The organism is Lactococcus petauri (genome assembly GCF_023499275.1).
Classification (GTDB): Bacteria; Bacillota; Bacilli; order Lactobacillales; family Streptococcaceae; genus Lactococcus; species Lactococcus petauri.
This window is the reverse complement of record NZ_CP094882.1, coordinates 544,855-563,242: the sequence shown is the minus strand read 5'-3', so window position 1 is coordinate 563,242 and position 18,388 is coordinate 544,855. Positions and strand designations below refer to the sequence as shown.

The window sequence follows — 18,388 nt, the reverse complement described above, 5'->3', positions numbered from 1 at the left end:
TTTAATTTTTCAAGTCAATTATCCACTGGCAAATATCCGGATAAATGGCTTGTTATAAGTCTTTCAAAGCTAACTTAATCAAGGCTAAATCAAACAAATAATTTGCATCTACTCCTGAGCTTTTTATTTTATAATCAAGTTCAATGAGGGACAATGTAGCTTGTGCCAGAAAGTTTTCCTGCATATTACGTACTTGCTGGTTTGCTAACTTGACACGATAGGGGTGAATTTTAAGATAAGAAGTTTGTTTCTGTTCATTCCAACCTTTATTTTGCATCAGTTTTACCTGATAATAAAGCCGGAAGGAATTTGTCAAAATAACCAATATTTTGATTAACTCCTCACCTTGCAAAGTCAAATCATGAACTAAATCACGTGCTTGATTCACATCACCCTTCAAAATCAAGTCGGTCAACAAAAAAATATTATCTTGGAGAGATTTAGGAACAACTTTTTCGACATCCGCCAGAGTAATTGTTCGTTCTCCCACATATGTTTTTAACAAGGAGATGTTTTGTTTGATTACTGGAAAAGAAAAATTTGATTTTTCAAATATCCTTTGGAGAATATTTGCAGAAAGGCCTGTTTCTGCAAAAACTCGACTTAACTCTTGAGGTTTTAGTTCTTGTGCTTCGAGCAGAGTGGCCTGCGTCTTTAGTTTTTTCGTGAGTTTCAGTCGACTGTCTAACTTACCATGTAAAATAAGAATCAGCTGTGTAGTTTCGACTGGATCATTCAAAAAATTTTCAAAACGCACTGTCTGTTTTTCATCAAAAACCGCTTTTTTTACTGTTGTAAGATTTGTGAGATTTTCTAAAATAACCAGCTTTTGCTCAACAAAGAAAGGCAAACTCTCTAGCTCTTCTAAGGCAAGATTTGCATTGGCATTATTCAGGTCAAAATATGCTTGCCCTAAGTCCGTACTGTCAAAATGGACATACTCTAAAAGCCGACTTTTTAGTTCTTGAACAAGATCTTCTTCCTCTCCGTAAAGTACCAATATTTGAGGCAGACCTGCTTTTTTTATTTTTTCTAATTCTTCAAAAGCGCTCATGCTTCGTCAAACTCCTGTCCTTCTAAAAACTCTCCATCTTTTGTAACGAGAACTTTTCGTGGTGTTGTACCTTTGGCTGGGCCGACAATACCTGCTGCCTCCAGTTCATTCATCAGATCGGAAGCGCGGTTGAAACCGACTTTAAGCGCACGTTGCAACTGGGCCGTCGAGGCTTTTTGAGCAGAAATAACCATATTGCGCGCTTCTTCAAACAAGGGATCAGCTGAATTTGATGGTGCTGCTGTGCCACGGCTGCTGTCTTCTTCAGCTTCACCAGGATCAAAGCTTTCATCATAGTCAGCTTGGGATTGATTTTTAATAAAGTTCACGACTGACTCAACATCATAATCTGATAAGAAGGCGCCTTGTAAACGTACAGGATGATTTTCATCAATGGGTTTAAAAAGCATATCCCCCCGTCCTAAAAGTTTCTCTGCACCATTTGTATCAATGATTGTGCGAGAATCCGTCCCGCTGGATACAGCAAAAGCGACACGTGAAGGAACATTTGCCTTAATCAAGCCAGAGATGACATCAACGGATGGACGTTGCGTTGCTAAAATCATATGGATACCAGCTGCACGCGCTTTTTGTCCAAGACGGATAATCGCGTCTTCAACTTCCTTACTAGCTACCATCATCAAGTCAGAGAGCTCATCGACAATAACGACGATTAATGGTAAGGTTTGATATTTTTCATTCGACTGTGCATTGTATTTTTCTATTTTTTCATTATAACCTGCAATATTACGTACCCCTGCTTGACTAAAGAGTTCATAGCGGTTTTCCATTTCATCTACCACCTTTTGTAAGGCACGTGATGCTTTACGAGGGTTCGTTACCACAGGAATAAGAAGATGAGGAATATCGTTATAAACAGAAAGTTCAACCATTTTAGGATCGACCATCAAGAATTTAACCTCACTAGGCAAGGCTTTCATCAGGATAGACGTGATAATACCGTTCACAGCAACCGACTTACCTGAACCTGTAGAACCTGCTACAAGTAAGTGAGGCATACGTGTCATATCAAAGGTGCGAATCGTACCGTCTAAAGCTTTTCCTAAAGGCAACTCAAGCAAACTGTTCGTTTTGGGTTGAGCATTTTCCCAAAGTTCTCGGAAACCAACGGTTGCAACTTCACTGTTAGGAATTTCGATACCGATAAGGGATTTCCCAGGTATTGGTGCCTCAATCCGTACATCCTTTGCTGCCAGAGCTAAAGCTAGATCATCTGATAAGTTGACAACACGCGAAACTTTCACCCCGGTAGCTAATTTAATTTCGTACTTGGTGACGGATGGGCCTACAACAGCAGATTCAACTGATGCCGAAATCTTGAAGGATTCTAATGTTCGCTCTAAGATTTGAATATTTTTGCGGACATTTTCTCGTTCTCCCGCTTGATTTTTTGTTGGAATTTCTTCCAATAAATCAATTGTCGGAAGTTGATAAAACTCGTTGTCAACAGAACGTTCAAAACTGATTGGCTCTTGGTCATCCTCTACTTCCTCTTGCGGTTGTATAGCCCCCATTTCTTTTGTAGGTGATACTGGCGTATCAGGAATAGCTATAGGAATTTCGGAAAAGTCGGAAGTTGTATTTTCTTCAAACATGGGCTCGCTTGGGAGAGGAAGTTCTTCTGCTTCCATCGCCCGTAAGTTTCTTTCAGCTTCTTCTTGAGCTTTGGCTTTTTCTTCTAAGAGTGCTGCTGCACGTTTTGCTTCAGCACGATCTGCCATACGCGTACGTGTTTCGCTTATATTTCTTTTAAGAAAAATACGTAGCCGTGCAATCAAAGCGGGTGCCATAAGATACAATGCGACAAGCCACAGAATTCCCACAATAATATAAACACCTATTACGGAAAAAAGGGCTTTAGCTGGACCAAAAAACAAGTCTCCTAAAAAACCACCGCCAAGAAAATGCGTCACCTGTCCTTTTTTCAGATCAGACATTGCTAAAACTAAAGCATTTTTATTGGGAGACAGGACATCATATCTCGCATGAAAAACAAGAAGAAGTCCAAAGAAAAAGAGAGCTAACCCTGGTAAAAAGCGTTTGTTTTCACGAAAGAAATCCTTTTTGAAAACCGTCATAAACATGACGAATAAAACGATTAATAAGAAAGTGATTGCTAATGATCCTACAGCCAGTCGGGTGACATTATATAAAAAGACACCAAATAAGCCCAAACGTGCTAAAGCAAATAAAATGATAATAAAGCTCCCAAAAAAAGCCGCCATTTTTTTATTAGCCGTCCAAAATTTAGTATTTGACTTTTTAGTCGATGGTTTCTTTGCTGTTGAACGCTTCGCTTTTGGTTTTGATTTACTTTTTGTTGTTCTTTTTGCGGGCATGTTATTTCTCTGTTCTAAAACTTAATATTACTCTTTATTGTAACATTTTACAGGCTTATCTTTCAATACTGGCTTTTAAGACATTAAAAAGCCGAAAGCTTGTGCTTTCGACTTTTATCTTGCTTCATTATTTTACAACCATAACATTACATGGTGCATGGTTAACAACATAACTTGCAGTTGATCCCACAAGTACACGGTCAATAGCACCTTTACCTGTTGAACCCATAACAATCAAGTCAATATCATTTTCCTCAGCAAAATCAACGATTTCTTTTTTAGGAGAACCACTTACTTGAAAAGCTTTGTACTCAACTTTGTCACCAATAAGTTTTCCTGCTTCATCAAGAATTTCTGTTGATTGTTTTTCCGCTTCTTCCAAAACAGCTGGCATGATGTAAGCTGTGCCATAAAGTTGCGCAACATCTTTAGCATGTACTACAAATAAAGATGCTTGGTTTCTTTTAGAAATCTCAATAGCTTCTTGGATAGCTTGATTTGCTTGATCAGATCCATCTACTGCGACTAAAATATTTTTGTAATTTTCTCTCATTGTAAACGCCTCCTTTTTCTTTATTATAAGATATTTTCATATCAAAGTCCAATAAAAAGTTTAAAATTTTTGTTTTTTATCACTTTTTTCTCATTGAACTGGTTTATATCCATGTTATTTAACTTAATAAATTAATCATACCTGAATATCCGAGCTGTTTGGCATAATCTAAGGCTGTTAAATTATTGTTGTCACGTAATTCAGTGTTTGCTTTATATTGCAAGAGGGTCTTCACGATTTCTTGATAGTGTGCTGAACCATCTCTCAATGCCACTGCTTCAATCAATGCTGTATATCCATAATTATTTTGATGATCAATATCCACTTGACCGTCTTCCAGTAACATTTTTACATTTTCTAAATGTCCTTTTTCAGCTGCTGGAATCAAAGCATTTCCTCCAAAGCGGTTATAGACTTTTTGGTTAGGTTTACTGTGTTGCAAAATATATCGCAGGATTTCGGTTTTACCTTGAGCCGCTGCGTAAAGGTAAGGCGAGTCTTGAATGTGATCTTGTAAATTAACATCTGCCCCATTATCTATCAATAGCTGAGCTAGGGCAACATTATTTTCATGAGTCGCGATAAGTAAAGGTGATTCTCCTTGTGCATTTCTCTCATTAATATCTGACTGATTAGCTTTGATACTTTTTTCAATTTCAGATAAGCTCTTCTTTTCTGTTACAGCCTCTAAAACTTTCATCGATTTGACCTCCTCTTTTTTCGAAGTTGCCTTTTCGTTGGTGGATGCTGCCTTTTGTGAAGTCGAAATCGTAGTGCTTTGTTTAGCTTCGCCTTCATGAGAACTTTGATTATCTTGTTTGGAACAACCTACTAAAAGAACAAAGGCTAGTCCAGAGAGAATCAGATATTTCCTCAAAGCAACCACATCCTTTCGTTTCATTCTATGCTATAAGTTCATCTTAACATTTATCGTATATTATTTAAAAAATTCTGACTTATAACTTTTAGAGTGGTTTTGAAATAATCCAGGATAGATAATACTAAAAGAAGATTATTAACCATAAAATAAACTATTGTGATACAATGAACTTATGGAAAATATAAACGCTTACAAGGCTTTAGCCTTTTTTGACCTTGACGGAACTTTACTTAACGGACAGAGTCAGCTAGACCCTGATGTCATCGATGCTATTCACGAAATTCGCCGTAATGGTGTCCTTCCCTTTATTGCCACAGGACGTGGACATTTTGAGCTTGACAATATTATGGCAGCCACTGGCATCACCGGTGCTGTTGCTATGAATGGACAATATATCGTTTTAGATGGCCAAACGATATATAAAGATCCTATTTCAATTGAAAACATCGAAAAATTACACACGTTAGCTATCGAGCAAGACGAAGCACTTGCCTTTTATGGTAAAGAGGGCTATTGGGTAGATCGTCATACGGATTTTGTCCGTCAAGCTTATGCTTATACACATATGCCACTTCCCGAGATTGACCCCGAAGGTTACAAATCAGAAGAAGTCAATATGCTCTTGTTATTGACTGATAAACTGTCACAAGTGGATTATTACAAAGCACAGATGCCCGAACTTAATTTCTTTATGAATGCTCCTACTTCTATCGATATTACAAACATCTCGACCAATAAAGGTACTGGGATTACACATGTGAAGGACGTCCTCAACTTTAAGGGGGAAACCTATGCTTTCGGTGATGGACGAAATGATCTCCATCTTTTAGCTGCTGCAGACCATGGTACAGCTATGGGTAACGCGGTACCTGAACTCAAAGAAATCGCTGATTTTATAAGCAGTAAAAATACAGAAAAAGGTATTGTGAATGCCTTTAAACATTGGAACTTTATTTAGACACCCAAAAAGCAGAGCGTCCTCTAGACACACTGCTTTTTTTATTCTCTTATTTTATCTGGTCAAATCAATCCGCTTGCCCAGTTTATCCATAATAATTGCACCAATAAGCAAACTTGCAAATTCACCCACAGCTAATGTAAACCAGGTCCAGAAGAAAGGCATTCCGAAAAGAAAATGCATTTCCAAAGCGATAGTTACCATACTGATTGAGAAAAATATTGCAAAGTAGAAAAAGGCTTTATTGAGCTGACCATTGAAAAAGTACTGTTTCATATAACGTTCAAAAAGTAGCACTCCTAAAGTCAAGAAGATAAGCGTTGACAGACCACCCACGATAACATCAACCCAAGTAAAGCTGAGGAAATTTGAAATCATACATCCAATAGTCACAGCAATAATATATTTTTTATTAAAGAAAGCTGTAAAGTTGAGCATTTCTGAAATCCTAAATTGCATAGGACCATAAGAAATAGCATTGAGTGGTGGTGTCATCGTAAGGACAACGTAAAGAGCAGCAACAATGGCAATCGTCACCATGTCGTAAACAGTAGATTTTTTCAATTTTTTCTCCTTTAGCGGCTGAATACCGCCTATAATATGCTCAGGCAAAGGTTAAAAGTCCTGAGGATTGCTGATAATTTGCAACTTTTATATTATATCAATTTTCTTGAAAAATGAAAAGACTTCTCTGAGGTATAAAAAAGCTCAGCCTTAAAGACTGAGTTTTTATTTGATTGTCCAGCCGCCATCGATAGGAACCACTGCCCCCGTCAAATAGGAACTTTCTGGACTGGCTAGAAATAGGGTCAAATCTGCAACTTCTTGAGGTTTTGCCCAGCGTTTTGCAGGAGTTTCTTTTGCTACCCATTTTGCCATTTCTCCATTGTTTTCAGTAAAGTCCTTAGCGTTCATCGGTGTATCGATGGCGCCAGGAGCAATACCGGCAACTTGGATACCATGCTGCGCTTCATCTAAGGCAAGTTGCTTTGTAAAACCAACAATAGCATGCTTACTTGCAGTATAGGCAATACCTCCACCACCGGCAACTAGACCAGCAACTGAAGCCATATTGATGATTACACCAGACTTTTGCTTTTTCATTTGAGGCAAAAAGGCAGAGGTCACGAGAAACATACTGTCAAGATTAGTTGCTAGGATTTTTTTCCAAAGTGAAAAGTCCGTATCTTCCATCGTCCGATAGTCATCGAGCTGACCTGCTGTATTGAGCAAGATATCAATTTCACCTACCTGTGCGGCTAATTGTGCTACCTTTTCAGGAGAGGAAACATCACAGACGATAGTCCTAAAATCTGCAGTGAATTCTTGTAAGTCCACGCCAATAACTTCTGCACCTGCTTGTATAAAAGCCTGCGCTTGGGCTTGACCAATTCCGCTGGCTGCTCCTGTTACTAGAACCTTTTTCCCTTTAAATTTTTGATTAGTCATTCACTAAAATCCAGTCTGTCGCCAATACGTCACAAGGTGTAGGCGCCCACATGCTAAAACCTTCACCTTCTCCTGTGACATTAATCAGAAAGTAAGGTGTAACTTGCAGTTTTTCACCATTATCAAGTGTAATACTGTCATATAAGGCAACATAGTTTTCTGCGCCTCCCCAGCCTGTGCGTACTATTTTTTTCCCAGCTTTAAGTTCTGGAAGAATTTCTTCAAATGTCATCTTTAATTCCTTTCTGAAACTGCATCACTCTTCTTATATTAGTAGTGTTTTAATTAGTGTTTTAATTTTAACATTTTGTGCTTTATTTTGTCATTTTTTGTTTCAGCTTGACAAGATGATTTGCTTCAACTAGAATGAAGCTATGAAAAATACAGAAAATAATCAAAAAATTGTTATCATCACCGGTGCATCAAACGGCATGGGTTATGAAGCTGCCAAAACTTTTGCTCAACGCGGTTGGCAGGTTTATGCTGGCGCACGTCGTGTTGAAAAAATCCCCACTGCTGAGGGAATTATCCCACTAAAACTTGATGTTACAGACAGCAAAAGTAACCAAAACTTTATCCAACATATCATTAATCATGCAGGACGAATTGATGTGTTAATCAATAATGCCGGCTACGGTGAGTATGGTCCCGCTGAAGAAATTCCCATGGAAAATGTTCGCAAACAATTTGAGACAAATTTCTTTGGAGCTGTAGAATTGACACAACTGGTCCTTCCCATCATGCGTCAACAACACTTTGGACGAATCGTTAACATTTCAAGTATCGGTGGTGATGTCTACATGCCGCTAGGTGCTTTTTATCATGCGACAAAAGCTGCAATGCAACAATGGTCTGATGTTCTTGATACGGAAGTTAAAGCTTTTGGCATTCGATCAATCGTTGTACAACCAGGCGGTACTGCTTCCAACTGGAGTACCATCGCTATGGAAAATGCCGAAAAAAATCTTCATCCAGATAGCCCTTACCAGCCTTTAGTTCAAACTGTACGCGCAGCACTTAGTGGTAACTTTGGGAGTTCAGCGACTTCTGCGGATTTGGCACAAGTTTTTTATAAAGCAGCAACAGATAAGAAAGCTCAAGCTCGTTATTACAACTCCTTTTTGGACCGTATGATGGTACATACAGCGCGTGCACATCCTAAACTTTATATTAAATTTTTTAATCTCGGATTGAAACAAATGGGTAAGCGTAAAAAATAAAAATAGAGAGCACTTCTTGCTCTCTATTTTTATTACCCGATTAATGATCCGGCAGGTACGTCAGCAGGTGCTTCAAGCACACGCAACTTACCATCAAATTCAGCAGAGAGAATCATCCCTTGACTGACATATTTCTTCATCATTTTACGTGGTTTTAAGTTCGCCACGATTTGTAATTTTTTACCGACAAAGTCTTGTTCGTTAGGATAAAATTCGGCAATTCCTGACAAGATTTGACGTGGTTCTTCATCACCTGCATCTAACTTAAAGCGAAGCAAACGATCTGAACCTTCAACACGGCTGACTTCCAGAACTTCAGCGACTTTCAACTCAATCTTTTCAAAATCATCAAACTTAATTTCTGGTAAAGTAAGATTGAGTTTAACATCCTCTGGCACCCATTCTTTTTCAGGAAGTTTTCCACCAGCCATTTGTAACTTGATGTATTCTACTTCTTCTTCCTTATCCAAACGAGGGAAGACAGGTTCACCTTTTTCTACAACTTTATGCGTAAATTCGTAACCAAAAGCTAAATCTTCTAAAGAGAACTCTTCTTCAGTTAAACCTAATTGACCAAAAATCTTCTTGCTTGTTGCACGCATGAAAGGTTGCAAGAGTGCCGCAACAATACGAAGATTTTCTGCTAAATGATAAAGCACATTGTTAAGTTTATCTTTGTCATCTTCAGATTTCGCAAGGACCCAAGGCGCTGTTTCATCGATATATTTGTTTGTACGTGAGATAAGAACCCAAACTTCATTTAAAGCAACATTGAATTCAAACTTATCCATAGCTGTGTGGAATTTTTCCAAAGTTTCAGCAAGGACTGTTTCCAAGGCAGCATCAAATTCTGTTGTTGCGTCATTCTTAACCAAAACACCACCATTATATTTGTTGACCATAGCAACTGTACGATTGAGTAAGTTTCCAAGATCATTTGCCAAATCATAGTTGATACGGTCAATAAAGTCTTCTGGTGAAAAGACACCATCAGAACCAAAAGGTAATGCGCGCATGAGATAATAACGCACTGGGTCTAAACCATAGCGATTCACCAACATATCAGGATAAACGACATTTCCTTTAGATTTTGACATTTTACCGTCTTTCATCACCAACCATCCATGACCAAAGACTTGTTTTGGTGGTTGCATACCTAAAGCATGAAGCATGATTGGCCAGTAAATAGTGTGGAAACGTACGATTTCTTTTCCGACCATATTCACACCGGGCCAGAATTTATCCAGTTTGCTGGTATCATCTGAACCATAACCTAAAGCAGTTACATAGTTAAGCAAGGCATCAAGCCAAACATAAACCACGTGTTTCGGATTGGATTTTACAGGAATCCCCCAAGTGAAGGTCGTACGACTCACAGCCAAGTCTTCCAAGCCCGGTTTAATGAAATTGTTGATCATCTCATTTTTGCGAATCTCAGGTTGGATAAAATCTGGATGTGATTCATAATAACTTAAGAGCCAGTCCGCATACTTGCTCATACGGAAGAAATATGACTCTTCTTCGACCCATTCTACTTCGTGCCCTGATGGTGCTTTACCACCAATGACTTTACCATCTGCATCATGGTAAACTTCTTCCAACTGTGTCTCCGTAAAGAACTCTTCATCAGAAACAGAATACCAACCCGCATATTTATCCAAGTAGATATCGTCTTGTGCTAGAAGTTGTTCAAATGCCTTTTGAACGGCTTCTTCATGATATTTATCTGTAGTACGGATAAATTTGTCATAAGAAATATCCAGCATTTTCCACAGTTCTTTAACATCTTCCGCCATTGGGTCCAAATATTCTTTAGGTGTCATTCCCAACTCTTCAGCCTTACGTTGAATTTTCATGCCGTGTTCATCAAGGCCTGTTAAATAAAACGTATCAAAGCCCATCAAACGTTTGTAACGTGCGAGAACATCACAAGCAATCGTTGTGTAGCTTGAACCGAGATGTAATTTCCCTGAGGGATAATAAATCGGCGTTGTGATATAAAAGTTTTTGTTTTCAGTCATTTTTTTCTCCTAATTCGTGCCCTAATGAAAGCCACTTGATTAGTATTTTTCCAATTGTAGATTGAAAAAAGCCTTGTTTCTATTATAGCATATCCTTTTCAAGTAAATCTTATTCTAAATAAGTTTTACTGATTTTTCGCTAAAATAAATTTACTCTCAGTTTCCCGTGTTATTTGCCAACCGATAAGGTATGTTATAATTAACCTAATAAAGACAAAAGGATTTTATTATGACTTACAAATTTATCTCATGGAATATTGATTCGTTAAACGCAGCATTGACCGGTACGAGTGATCGTGCAGCTCTATCAATGGCTGTGGTTGACCAACTTGCCACATCTGAAGCCGATGTTATCGCTATTCAAGAAACAAAGCTCAATGGTGACCTCAAAAAAACAAACAAAGTATTTGATGTTTTAGCCAGCCATTTCCCAGAATATGAAATTGTTCACCGTATCAGTACACCACCTGCACGTAAAGGTTACTCGGGAACGATGTTTCTTTATAAGAAAAGTTTGCCTGAACCAATCATCACCATGCCTGAGATTGGAGCGCCAGAGCCCATGGATAGCGAAGGTCGTATCATCACCTTAGAATTCCCCGAGTTTTTCATCACAACAGTTTACACACCAAATGCGGGTGATGGTCTTAACCGTTTGGACTTACGTGGACAATGGGATGATCAATATCGCGCCTACTTACAAATGCTTGACCTCCAAAAACCTGTCTTAGCATGTGGTGATTTTAATGCTGCTTACACAGAAATCGACCTTGCCAATCCTAAAGGAAACCGTAATTCTGCCGGATTTACTGATCAAGAACGTGAAAAGTTTGGACTTTTATTAGCTGCTGGATTTACAGACAGCTTCCGTAAAATTCATGGCAATGTAGAAAGTTACTATGCGCCAGAACGTAGTATCTACACATGGTTTGCTCAACGCTCTCGTACAGCTAAAATCAATAATTCTGGCTGGAGAATCGATTATTGGCTGGTTTCTGACCGCATTGCCGAGCAGATTACACGCGCAGAACCCCTAGATTCAGGTGCTCGTCAAGATCATGTTCCCATCGTTTTAGAAATCAATATCTAAAAAGCACGACTTTTGTCGTGCTTTTCTTTCTTATTGTGCAAGCTCTTGATACGCTTCTTCTTTAAAACCTATCAAAATAATTTTATCATCTTTAACAATCAGTGGGCGCTTAACCAACATCCCATTGGAAGCTAAGAGTTTCGCTGCTTCGTGCTCGCTCAAGTCTGCTAACTTGTCTTTTAAGCCCATCTCACGATAAACCAAGCCACTGGTGTTGAAAAACTTTTTAACAGGAACCTCTGCAAACCATTTTTCAAATTGCTCAGCTGTTGGTGGGGTTAGCTTAATATCGATAGCATTATAATCAATATCTAGATTATCCAAAGTCGCCTTTGCCTTACGGCAAGTTGAACATTTAGGATATTCATAAAAGTCGTACATTTGTCATCCTCCCTTGTTCTCTATTTTAACAAAAACTAGGGCAAAGCTGCTCGTTTTTATTACTTTTACAGGGGGATGCAATTTTAAAGAAAATAAAGATTATGTTAAAATAAGATAAGAATATAAATTAAGGAGATTATTTTATGATTTGGTCACTTATAGTTGGTGCTCTCATTGGTATGGCTGCTGGAGCAATCACATCAAAAGGCTCAAGTATGGGCTGTATTGCAAATATTGTGGCGGGTCTTTTAGGCTCATTTGTTGGACAAAAGCTTTTAGGAAACTGGGGACCACAATTGGCTGGAATGTCACTCATCCCTTCAATCGTTGGTGCAATTATTGTCGTACTTGTAGCTTCCGCTTTATTCGGTAAAAAGGATAATTAAAACGTTCATAGAGCGTTTTTTTTTTACAAAAAAACAAGCAATTATCTCTTGCTTGTATAAAATTAATATTTTCTAAAACGTTGGTAGCGGCTTTCTTGAAGTTCTTCTTCTGAAAGTTGTACCAAGCTGTTGAGATCTTTTTCAATAATCGTTTTCAAGTTTTCCATAAGGTTTTCTTCTTGAACAACACCCTCAACGATCCCCATTTCAAGCTGATCTTCAGCTTTTATTTTCATCAAATCGGCTGCTTCATCACGACGTGAGCCATCTTTCCACAAGATTGTTGCAAAACCTTCTGGAGAAAGAACCGAATACATGGCATTTTCCAACATATAAACCTTGTTTGCGACTGCTAAAGCTAAGGCTCCACCAGAACCACCCTCACCAGTGATAAAAGTTAAAACAGGGACTTTCAAATCAGACATCTCAAAAAGGTTGCGCGCAATCGCTTCACCCTGCCCACGTTCTTCTGCTTCAATCCCTGGATAAGCCCCGGCAGTGTTGACAAAAGTAATGATTGGACGCTTAAACTTCTCTGCTTGCTTCATTAATCGCAAGGCTTTTCGATAACCATTAGGACTAGGTTGACCAAAATTTGTTGCTAAATTTTCTTCGAGATTTTTTCCTTTTTGAATACCAATGACGGTGACAGCTCTGTCTTGAAAAGTTGCAATCCCTCCAACAATGGCTTCGTCATCTGTAAACTGACGATCGCCATGAAGTTCAAAAAAGTCCGTAAAAATTTCTGAAATAATTTCCCGTACTGAAACGCGATCGTTAGCACGTGCTTTGTTAATAATTTCTGCTATATCAGACATTTTTTACACCTCCGTGAAATTTCAAGAGTAAGGCTAATTTCTCACGCATTTCTTGACGTTTAACAATCGCATCGACAAAGCCATGTTTCAACAGAAATTCTGCTTTTTGGAAGTCATCAGGTAGCGTTTGACGCACTGTCTGTTCAATCACACGACGTCCCGCAAAACCAACCAAAGATTGTGGCTCAGCCAAGATAATATCGCCAAGCATGGCAAAAGAAGCTGTTACCCCGCCTGTTGTCGGATCAGTTAACACTGTAATGTAGAGCAAACCTGCATTAGAATGTTTCTTGACAGCTGCTGAGATTTTCGCCATCTGCATCAAAGACATAATTCCTTCTTGCATCCGTGCACCACCAGAAGCCGTAAAAATAACCACTGGAAGTTTTTCAGCAGTTGCCATTTCAAAAAGTCGTGTGATTTTTTCACCGACAACAGTCCCCATAGAAGCCATAATAAAAGTTGAATCCATGATTGCTAAAGCCACTTTCTGGCCTTTAATCATAGCTGTACCAGTCATTACAGCTTCATCCAGTCCGGTCTTCTCCTTTGTCGCCGTAAGCTTTTCAGCATAGTTCGGAAAGTTTAACGGATTTTTGCTTTCAATTCCAGTGAACATTTCTGTAAATGAGTCTGAATCAACTAAAAGCTTCAAACGTTCTGGCGCAGTAATTCTGAAGTTATAGCTACAATGTGGACAGATTTTACTTGCACCAAGGTCTTGGCTGTAAATACTGTGTTTGCAGGCCGGGCATTTAGCAAAAAGCTCGTCAGGCACTTCAGGCTTCGTCATTTCTCCCTGAACAGTTGAACGATTAGGGTTAATTTTAATATATTTTTTCTTTTGAAAGAGAGCCAATTATTTCTCCTTTGTATCAAAAATTTTTACATCTTGATAACGAACGTCTTTAAGCAGATTTTTATCTGCTTACGTTCTTTTTATTTTAATTGTCTAATTATATAATTATACACGCAAAAATTAAATTCGTCAAGAACTAGATAAGTGTCCAAAAATGGCGGAATTATATAAGAACACACACATATTTATTTCGCCGAAACTTCGTCATAACTTCCTTTACCTCTTTCAAACTATGTTATAATATGAAGAGTTTAATTCTATTAAAATACAAGGTTTATGTATATATTTCTCATCAAGAAGAAGGGAGTTTTTCATGAAAAATAAAACTTTATCGATTATCGTTCCTGCTTATAACGAGGAAGAAACGATTGAACTCTTTTTTGATGAAGTTAATGCCCAAACTTTAGACTTACCACTTGATAAAACCTTTTATTTTATTAATGATGGTTCTTCTGATCGTACACTTGATGTGATAAAAACGCTGAGTCAAAAGCATTCCAATGTTAAATATATTAGCTTTTCGAGAAATTTCGGTAAAGAGGCAGCACTTTTGGCTGGTCTTCGTGCCGCTTCAGGTGATTTTGTAACTGTTATGGACGCTGACCTTCAAGATCCACCAAATATGCTCAACGAGATGTATGATAAGCTTCAAGAAGGTTACGATATTGTGGGAACACGAAGAGTTTCACGGAAAGATGAGCCCTTTATTCGTTCAATTTTTGCTCGAGCTTTTTATAAGATTATGAACACAATCTCAAGCACTCAAATGGTGGATGGAGCGCGAGACTATCGCTTGATGACACGGCAAGTCGTTGATAGTATCCTCGACCTCCCTGAACACAATCGTTTTTCTAAGGGTCTCTTTTCTTGGGTGGGTTACGATGTTTTCTATTTGGAATACAATAATGTCGAGCGGGTAGCTGGCAAAACCTCTTGGAGCTTTTGGGGCTTGTTGCACTACTCGATTGACGGTATCATTAACTTTTCAGATGCCCCACTTAGCCTAGCTACCTTTATCGGTTTTATTAGCTTCCTTATCTCACTTTGTATGAGCCTTTTTTATGCTTTGAAAACCATCATCTGGGGCGAAATTGTACAAGGCTTTCCTACTCTGATTATTCTTATTCTTATGCTTGGTGGATTACAACTTTTATCTCTCGGTATCATTGGAAAATATCTTTCTAAGGTCTTCCTCGAAACCAAACAACGTCCAAATTACTTTGTGAAAGAGGATAATATTGATAAATAAAAAAAAACAGAAAGTGGGAGCTTTCTATTTTTTTTGTACTTCTCGATGAAAAATGGATTTAGGGTTGCTGATGAAGGATAGGAGTTTGCTCTCAAATTTTACTAAGTCTTTGTGAGTATTGTAAGCCATTTATGGCCTATTTTAGTTGGTTTTCGTGTGATATAATAATGAAAGCAGAAGTTTATAGACGGTAGCCCAACTGGGAGGTGATACTTATGAAAAATTGTAGGTGATAACCTCACAATGCAGAAAGGCGACAATTTTTCTTGTCAACTTATGAAACCTTGACACTCATGATTGCATTTGCATTATTAGTGCTCAAAGTTTATGATAAAGACAATAAAAAATAACGTCCAACTTTAGCCCGTTGACGTTATTTATAACAAAAAAATCGGCTACCGTTCTTAATACGGCTACTTGGGACTTGTTAGCGCAAGTCATTTTTATTTACTCTTATTATAACATCACACCATGGTAATAGCAAGAGCCTTAAAACTGCGAGATATGTATTCCCTAGCAGTCAACATAACCTTACAAGGATAGAAAAACTTGATGATTTACTCATCAAGTTACTTCATGCTTTTATTTTTCCAAATACTCCGGCAAAAATGTATTGGCTAAAAAGCTAGTATCATAATCCCCGGCAATAACATTATCATCTGAAATTAATTCCAGCTGGAAGTCAATATTGGTTGTTAAACCTTCCACATCGAATTCCATCAAGGCACGCTGCATTTTCATCAAGGCTTCAAAACGATTTTCGCCATGAACGATGACTTTTGCAATCATTGAATCATAATAAGGTGGAATAGTATATCCCGTATACATAGCGGAATCCACACGTAGGCCTACACCACCACTTGGTAGAAACAGATTGGTGATTTTACCTGGGCTTGGGGCAAAGTTAAATTTTGGATTTTCTGCATTGATACGGCACTCAATAGCATGTCCTTTGAACTCAATATCTTCTTGTTTCACAGACAGTTCTTGACCATCTGCAATTCGAATTTGTTCCTTAACAATATCCACACCTGAAACAAACTCGGTTACGGGATGTTCAACTTGTACACGTGTATTCATTTCCATGAAGAAGAAATCGCCTGAAGCTTCGTCCAAGAGAAACTCAATTGTTCCTGCGTTTTCATAGTTCACATGCGCTGCTGCTTTGACAGCTGCTTGGCAGATACGTTCGCGTAAAGTATGTCCAATCGCGACAGATGGGCTTTCTTCAAGAACTTTCTGGTTATTACGTTGGAGGGAACAATCACGTTCTCCTAAGTGAATAACATTACCATGTTGGTCTGCTAAGATTTGGACCTCAATATGACGTGCAGGGAAAATCATTCGTTCGATAAACATTGCACCATTGCCAAAAGCTGCTTTGGCTTCAGCGGTAGCTGCTTCGAAAGCGGGGACGAGTTCTTCAGCATTGCTGACTTTACGGATACCTTTTCCGCCACCACCGGCTGATGCTTTCAGCATGACAGGATAACCAATCTTATTGGCTAAATCCAGTGCTTCTTCACTCGTATACACTTCACCTTCAGAACCTGGCGTAACAGGAACGCCTGCTTTGACCATTTCTGCACGCGCGTTAATTTTATCTCCCATCATATCCATGACCTGGGCTGAGGGACCGATAAATTTGATATTCATTTCTTCACAAAGACGTGCAAACTTTGAATTTTCACTCAAAAAACCAAAACCTGGATGAATAGCTTGGGCTCCAGTAGCAACAGCGGCTTCTAGAATATTATTCATATTCAGATAAGACTCTGTTGCACGGGCTGGGCCAATACAAATAGCTTCATCTGCCAGTGCTACATGTAATGCATCACGATCAGCTTCTGAATATACGGCAACAGTAGCGACACCGAGTTCGCGTGCCGCACGAATAATACGTACAGCAATTTCACCACGATTGGCGATTAAAATTTTATTAAACATAGATTGATAACTCCTACCAATTTCTCTTTTATCCTCTGTTTCTGGTATAAAAGAGTGTCACCAGGCCTTGAGCTCGGTGCATTATTTGGGATTATAGTGGCAAAAGCCACGATCAGTAAACTCAAAGCTTTTAAACTTCAAAGTATACTTACTTTTAAAAGTTGCCACAGACTAACTGTGGCATTGATTATTTTTTTATTTTCCTAAAGCAAAAGTTAGTGTGCCTTTTGCAGCTAATTTACCATCAACCTTAGCTTCCGCTTCAACAACAGCAATTGGACCACGACGCTTGATAAACTTTGCATGCAAGATCAATTGATCGCCAGGTACAACTTGTTTTTTATACTTTACATTGTCCATTCCTGCATAAAATACGAGTTTTCCTTTGTTTTCAGGTTTTGAAAGTTCCAAAACACCTGCAGCTTGCGCCAAGGCTTCCATAATCAAAACACCCGGCATTACTGGATATTGAGGAAAATGCCCTTGGAAAAATTCCTCGTTAATCGTCACATTCTTAATGGCGGTAATTTCATCATCCGCGATATCAATAACACGATCCACTAAAAGGAAAGGATAACGGTGAGGCAATGCCTCCATAATTTTTGTGACGTCAATATTTACTTCTGCCATTTTTACCGCTCCTTTACTTAATGCGTACTAATTCTTGACCGAATTCAACTACATCTTCAGCATTAACCATGATTTCAGTGATAACACCGTCTTTAGGTGCTGGAATTTCGTTCATAACTTTCATTGCTTCAATGATGAGTAAGGTTTGACCTTTTTTAACTGAATCTCCTACACTAACGAACTCAGGTTTACCTGGAGCTGGTTGCAAGTAAGCTACACCAACTAAAGGACTTGTTACTGCTTCACCTTCTACTGTAGCAACTTCTTCTACAAGTTCTGTTTCTACTGCAAGTTCTGTAGAGCTTTCGCTTACAGGCATTGGTGCACTTACTTTTGTTTCTGGAAGTGCTGTTCCTGTGGGCGCTGCAAGAATTTTATTTTCGTTTTTTGAGAAAGACAGTTCTCCTTCTGCTGTGCGCCAAGAAAATTCACGCAAGCTCGAACCGTCAAACTGTGTCATCAAATCTTTTACTTCATTAATATTCATTTTTATATCCCGCTCGCTTTCTTTTCCACAATCTAAGTTAAAGTGC

Annotated in this window: 19 protein-coding genes and 1 riboswitch; of the genes, 5 read left to right on the top strand and 14 right to left on the bottom strand. The window is 38.5% G+C overall.

Going from position 1 to position 18,388, the window contains the following annotated elements; genetic code table 11:
* Positions 1–52 precede the first annotated feature (52 nt).
* The 4 genes from holA to lgb_RS02735 all read right to left on the bottom strand — a co-directional run bounded on the left by holA (position 53) and on the right by lgb_RS02735 (position 4,868).
* The gene (holA, locus tag lgb_RS02750; RefSeq protein ID WP_019293776.1) at positions 53–1,054 is read right to left on the bottom strand and encodes a DNA polymerase III subunit delta; all 1,002 of its coding nucleotides are present in this window, start codon (positions 1,052–1,054) and stop codon (positions 53–55) included.
* Positions 1,051–3,414, bottom strand: coding sequence for a DNA translocase FtsK (locus lgb_RS02745; RefSeq protein WP_019293777.1), 2,364 nt, complete (start codon positions 3,412–3,414; stop codon positions 1,051–1,053). Before lgb_RS02745 ends, holA begins: the two co-directional genes overlap by 4 nt.
* Positions 3,415–3,541: 127 nt before the next feature.
* Positions 3,542–3,967: a universal stress protein gene (locus lgb_RS02740; protein ID WP_019293778.1), complete on the bottom strand. Its 426-nt coding sequence runs from the start codon at positions 3,965–3,967 to the stop codon at positions 3,542–3,544.
* Between the two features lie 118 nt (positions 3,968–4,085).
* Positions 4,086–4,868, bottom strand: a complete 783-nt coding sequence (locus lgb_RS02735; protein ID WP_019293779.1) for an ankyrin repeat domain-containing protein — start codon at positions 4,866–4,868, stop codon at positions 4,086–4,088.
* 151 nt (positions 4,869–5,019) lie between these two features.
* On the opposite strand from lgb_RS02735, the gene lgb_RS02730 reads away from it, so the two are divergent.
* The gene (locus lgb_RS02730) at positions 5,020–5,805 is read left to right on the top strand and encodes a Cof-type HAD-IIB family hydrolase (RefSeq protein WP_019293780.1); all 786 of its coding nucleotides are present in this window, start codon (positions 5,020–5,022) and stop codon (positions 5,803–5,805) included.
* A 54-nt stretch (positions 5,806–5,859) separates the two neighbouring features.
* Here lgb_RS02730 and lgb_RS02725 read toward each other — a convergent pair whose 3' ends face one another.
* The 3 genes from lgb_RS02725 to lgb_RS02715 form a co-directional block, all read right to left on the bottom strand.
* Positions 5,860–6,369 carry a QueT transporter family protein gene (locus lgb_RS02725; protein ID WP_019293781.1) on the bottom strand — a complete coding sequence of 170 codons (510 nt, stop codon included), beginning with the start codon at positions 6,367–6,369 and terminating at the stop codon, positions 5,860–5,862.
* A riboswitch (PreQ1 riboswitch) is annotated at positions 6,368–6,471 on the bottom strand. It overlaps the preceding gene by 2 nt.
* A gap of 63 nt (positions 6,472–6,534) precedes the next feature.
* Positions 6,535–7,254: a 3-oxoacyl-ACP reductase gene (locus lgb_RS02720; RefSeq protein ID WP_019293782.1), complete on the bottom strand. Its 720-nt coding sequence runs from the start codon at positions 7,252–7,254 to the stop codon at positions 6,535–6,537.
* Positions 7,247–7,486 (bottom strand): DUF2829 domain-containing protein, encoded by a 240-nt coding sequence (locus lgb_RS02715; protein WP_004258747.1) that lies wholly within the window; start codon positions 7,484–7,486, stop codon positions 7,247–7,249. Before lgb_RS02715 ends, lgb_RS02720 begins: the two co-directional genes overlap by 8 nt.
* A gap of 142 nt (positions 7,487–7,628) precedes the next feature.
* Between lgb_RS02715 and lgb_RS02710 the strand changes: the two genes are divergently transcribed.
* Positions 7,629–8,474: an SDR family NAD(P)-dependent oxidoreductase gene (locus lgb_RS02710; protein WP_019293783.1), complete on the top strand. Its 846-nt coding sequence runs from the start codon at positions 7,629–7,631 to the stop codon at positions 8,472–8,474.
* Positions 8,475–8,506: 32 nt separating this feature from the next.
* Here the strand turns inward: lgb_RS02710 and metG are convergent, their stop codons facing one another.
* A complete protein-coding gene (gene metG / locus lgb_RS02705) occupies positions 8,507–10,495 on the bottom strand; it encodes a methionine--tRNA ligase (protein ID WP_019293784.1) in 1,989 nt (662 codons plus the stop codon).
* A gap of 229 nt (positions 10,496–10,724) precedes the next feature.
* On the opposite strand from metG, the gene lgb_RS02700 reads away from it, so the two are divergent.
* Entirely contained in the window at positions 10,725–11,585 is an 861-nt protein-coding gene (locus tag lgb_RS02700; protein ID WP_019293785.1) for an exodeoxyribonuclease III, read from the top strand.
* 30 nt (positions 11,586–11,615) lie between these two features.
* Here lgb_RS02700 and lgb_RS02695 read toward each other — a convergent pair whose 3' ends face one another.
* Positions 11,616–11,966 carry an arsenate reductase family protein gene (locus lgb_RS02695; protein WP_019293786.1) on the bottom strand — a complete coding sequence of 117 codons (351 nt, stop codon included), beginning with the start codon at positions 11,964–11,966 and terminating at the stop codon, positions 11,616–11,618.
* Positions 11,967–12,109: 143 nt separating this feature from the next.
* Here lgb_RS02695 and lgb_RS02690 point away from each other — a divergent pair, with 143 nt between their 5' ends.
* Positions 12,110–12,352, top strand: coding sequence for a GlsB/YeaQ/YmgE family stress response membrane protein (locus lgb_RS02690; RefSeq protein ID WP_017368954.1), 243 nt, complete (start codon positions 12,110–12,112; stop codon positions 12,350–12,352).
* A gap of 62 nt (positions 12,353–12,414) precedes the next feature.
* Here the strand turns inward: lgb_RS02690 and accA are convergent, their stop codons facing one another.
* Complete coding sequence (gene accA / locus lgb_RS02685; protein ID WP_019293787.1) at positions 12,415–13,170, bottom strand: acetyl-CoA carboxylase carboxyl transferase subunit alpha; 756 nt, start codon at positions 13,168–13,170, stop codon at positions 12,415–12,417.
* On the bottom strand, positions 13,163–14,029 hold the full coding sequence (accD, locus tag lgb_RS02680) for an acetyl-CoA carboxylase, carboxyltransferase subunit beta (protein ID WP_019293788.1): 867 nt from the start codon (positions 14,027–14,029) through the stop codon (positions 13,163–13,165). The genes accA and accD overlap by 8 nt, the downstream gene beginning before the upstream one ends.
* A gap of 313 nt (positions 14,030–14,342) precedes the next feature.
* On the opposite strand from accD, the gene lgb_RS02675 reads away from it, so the two are divergent.
* Positions 14,343–15,278 (top strand): glycosyltransferase family 2 protein, encoded by a 936-nt coding sequence (locus lgb_RS02675; protein WP_019293789.1) that lies wholly within the window; start codon positions 14,343–14,345, stop codon positions 15,276–15,278.
* Between the two features lie 582 nt (positions 15,279–15,860).
* Here lgb_RS02675 and lgb_RS02670 read toward each other — a convergent pair.
* The 3 genes from lgb_RS02670 to accB form a co-directional block, all read right to left on the bottom strand.
* Positions 15,861–17,225, bottom strand: coding sequence for an acetyl-CoA carboxylase biotin carboxylase subunit (locus tag lgb_RS02670; RefSeq protein WP_019293790.1), 1,365 nt, complete (start codon positions 17,223–17,225; stop codon positions 15,861–15,863).
* Positions 17,226–17,420: 195 nt separating this feature from the next.
* Complete coding sequence (gene fabZ / locus lgb_RS02665) at positions 17,421–17,855, bottom strand: 3-hydroxyacyl-ACP dehydratase FabZ (RefSeq protein WP_004258779.1); 435 nt, start codon at positions 17,853–17,855, stop codon at positions 17,421–17,423.
* 13 nt (positions 17,856–17,868) lie between these two features.
* Positions 17,869–18,342, bottom strand: a complete 474-nt coding sequence (gene accB / locus lgb_RS02660; protein ID WP_019293791.1) for an acetyl-CoA carboxylase biotin carboxyl carrier protein — start codon at positions 18,340–18,342, stop codon at positions 17,869–17,871.
* Between the last annotated feature and the right edge of the window lie 46 nt (positions 18,343–18,388).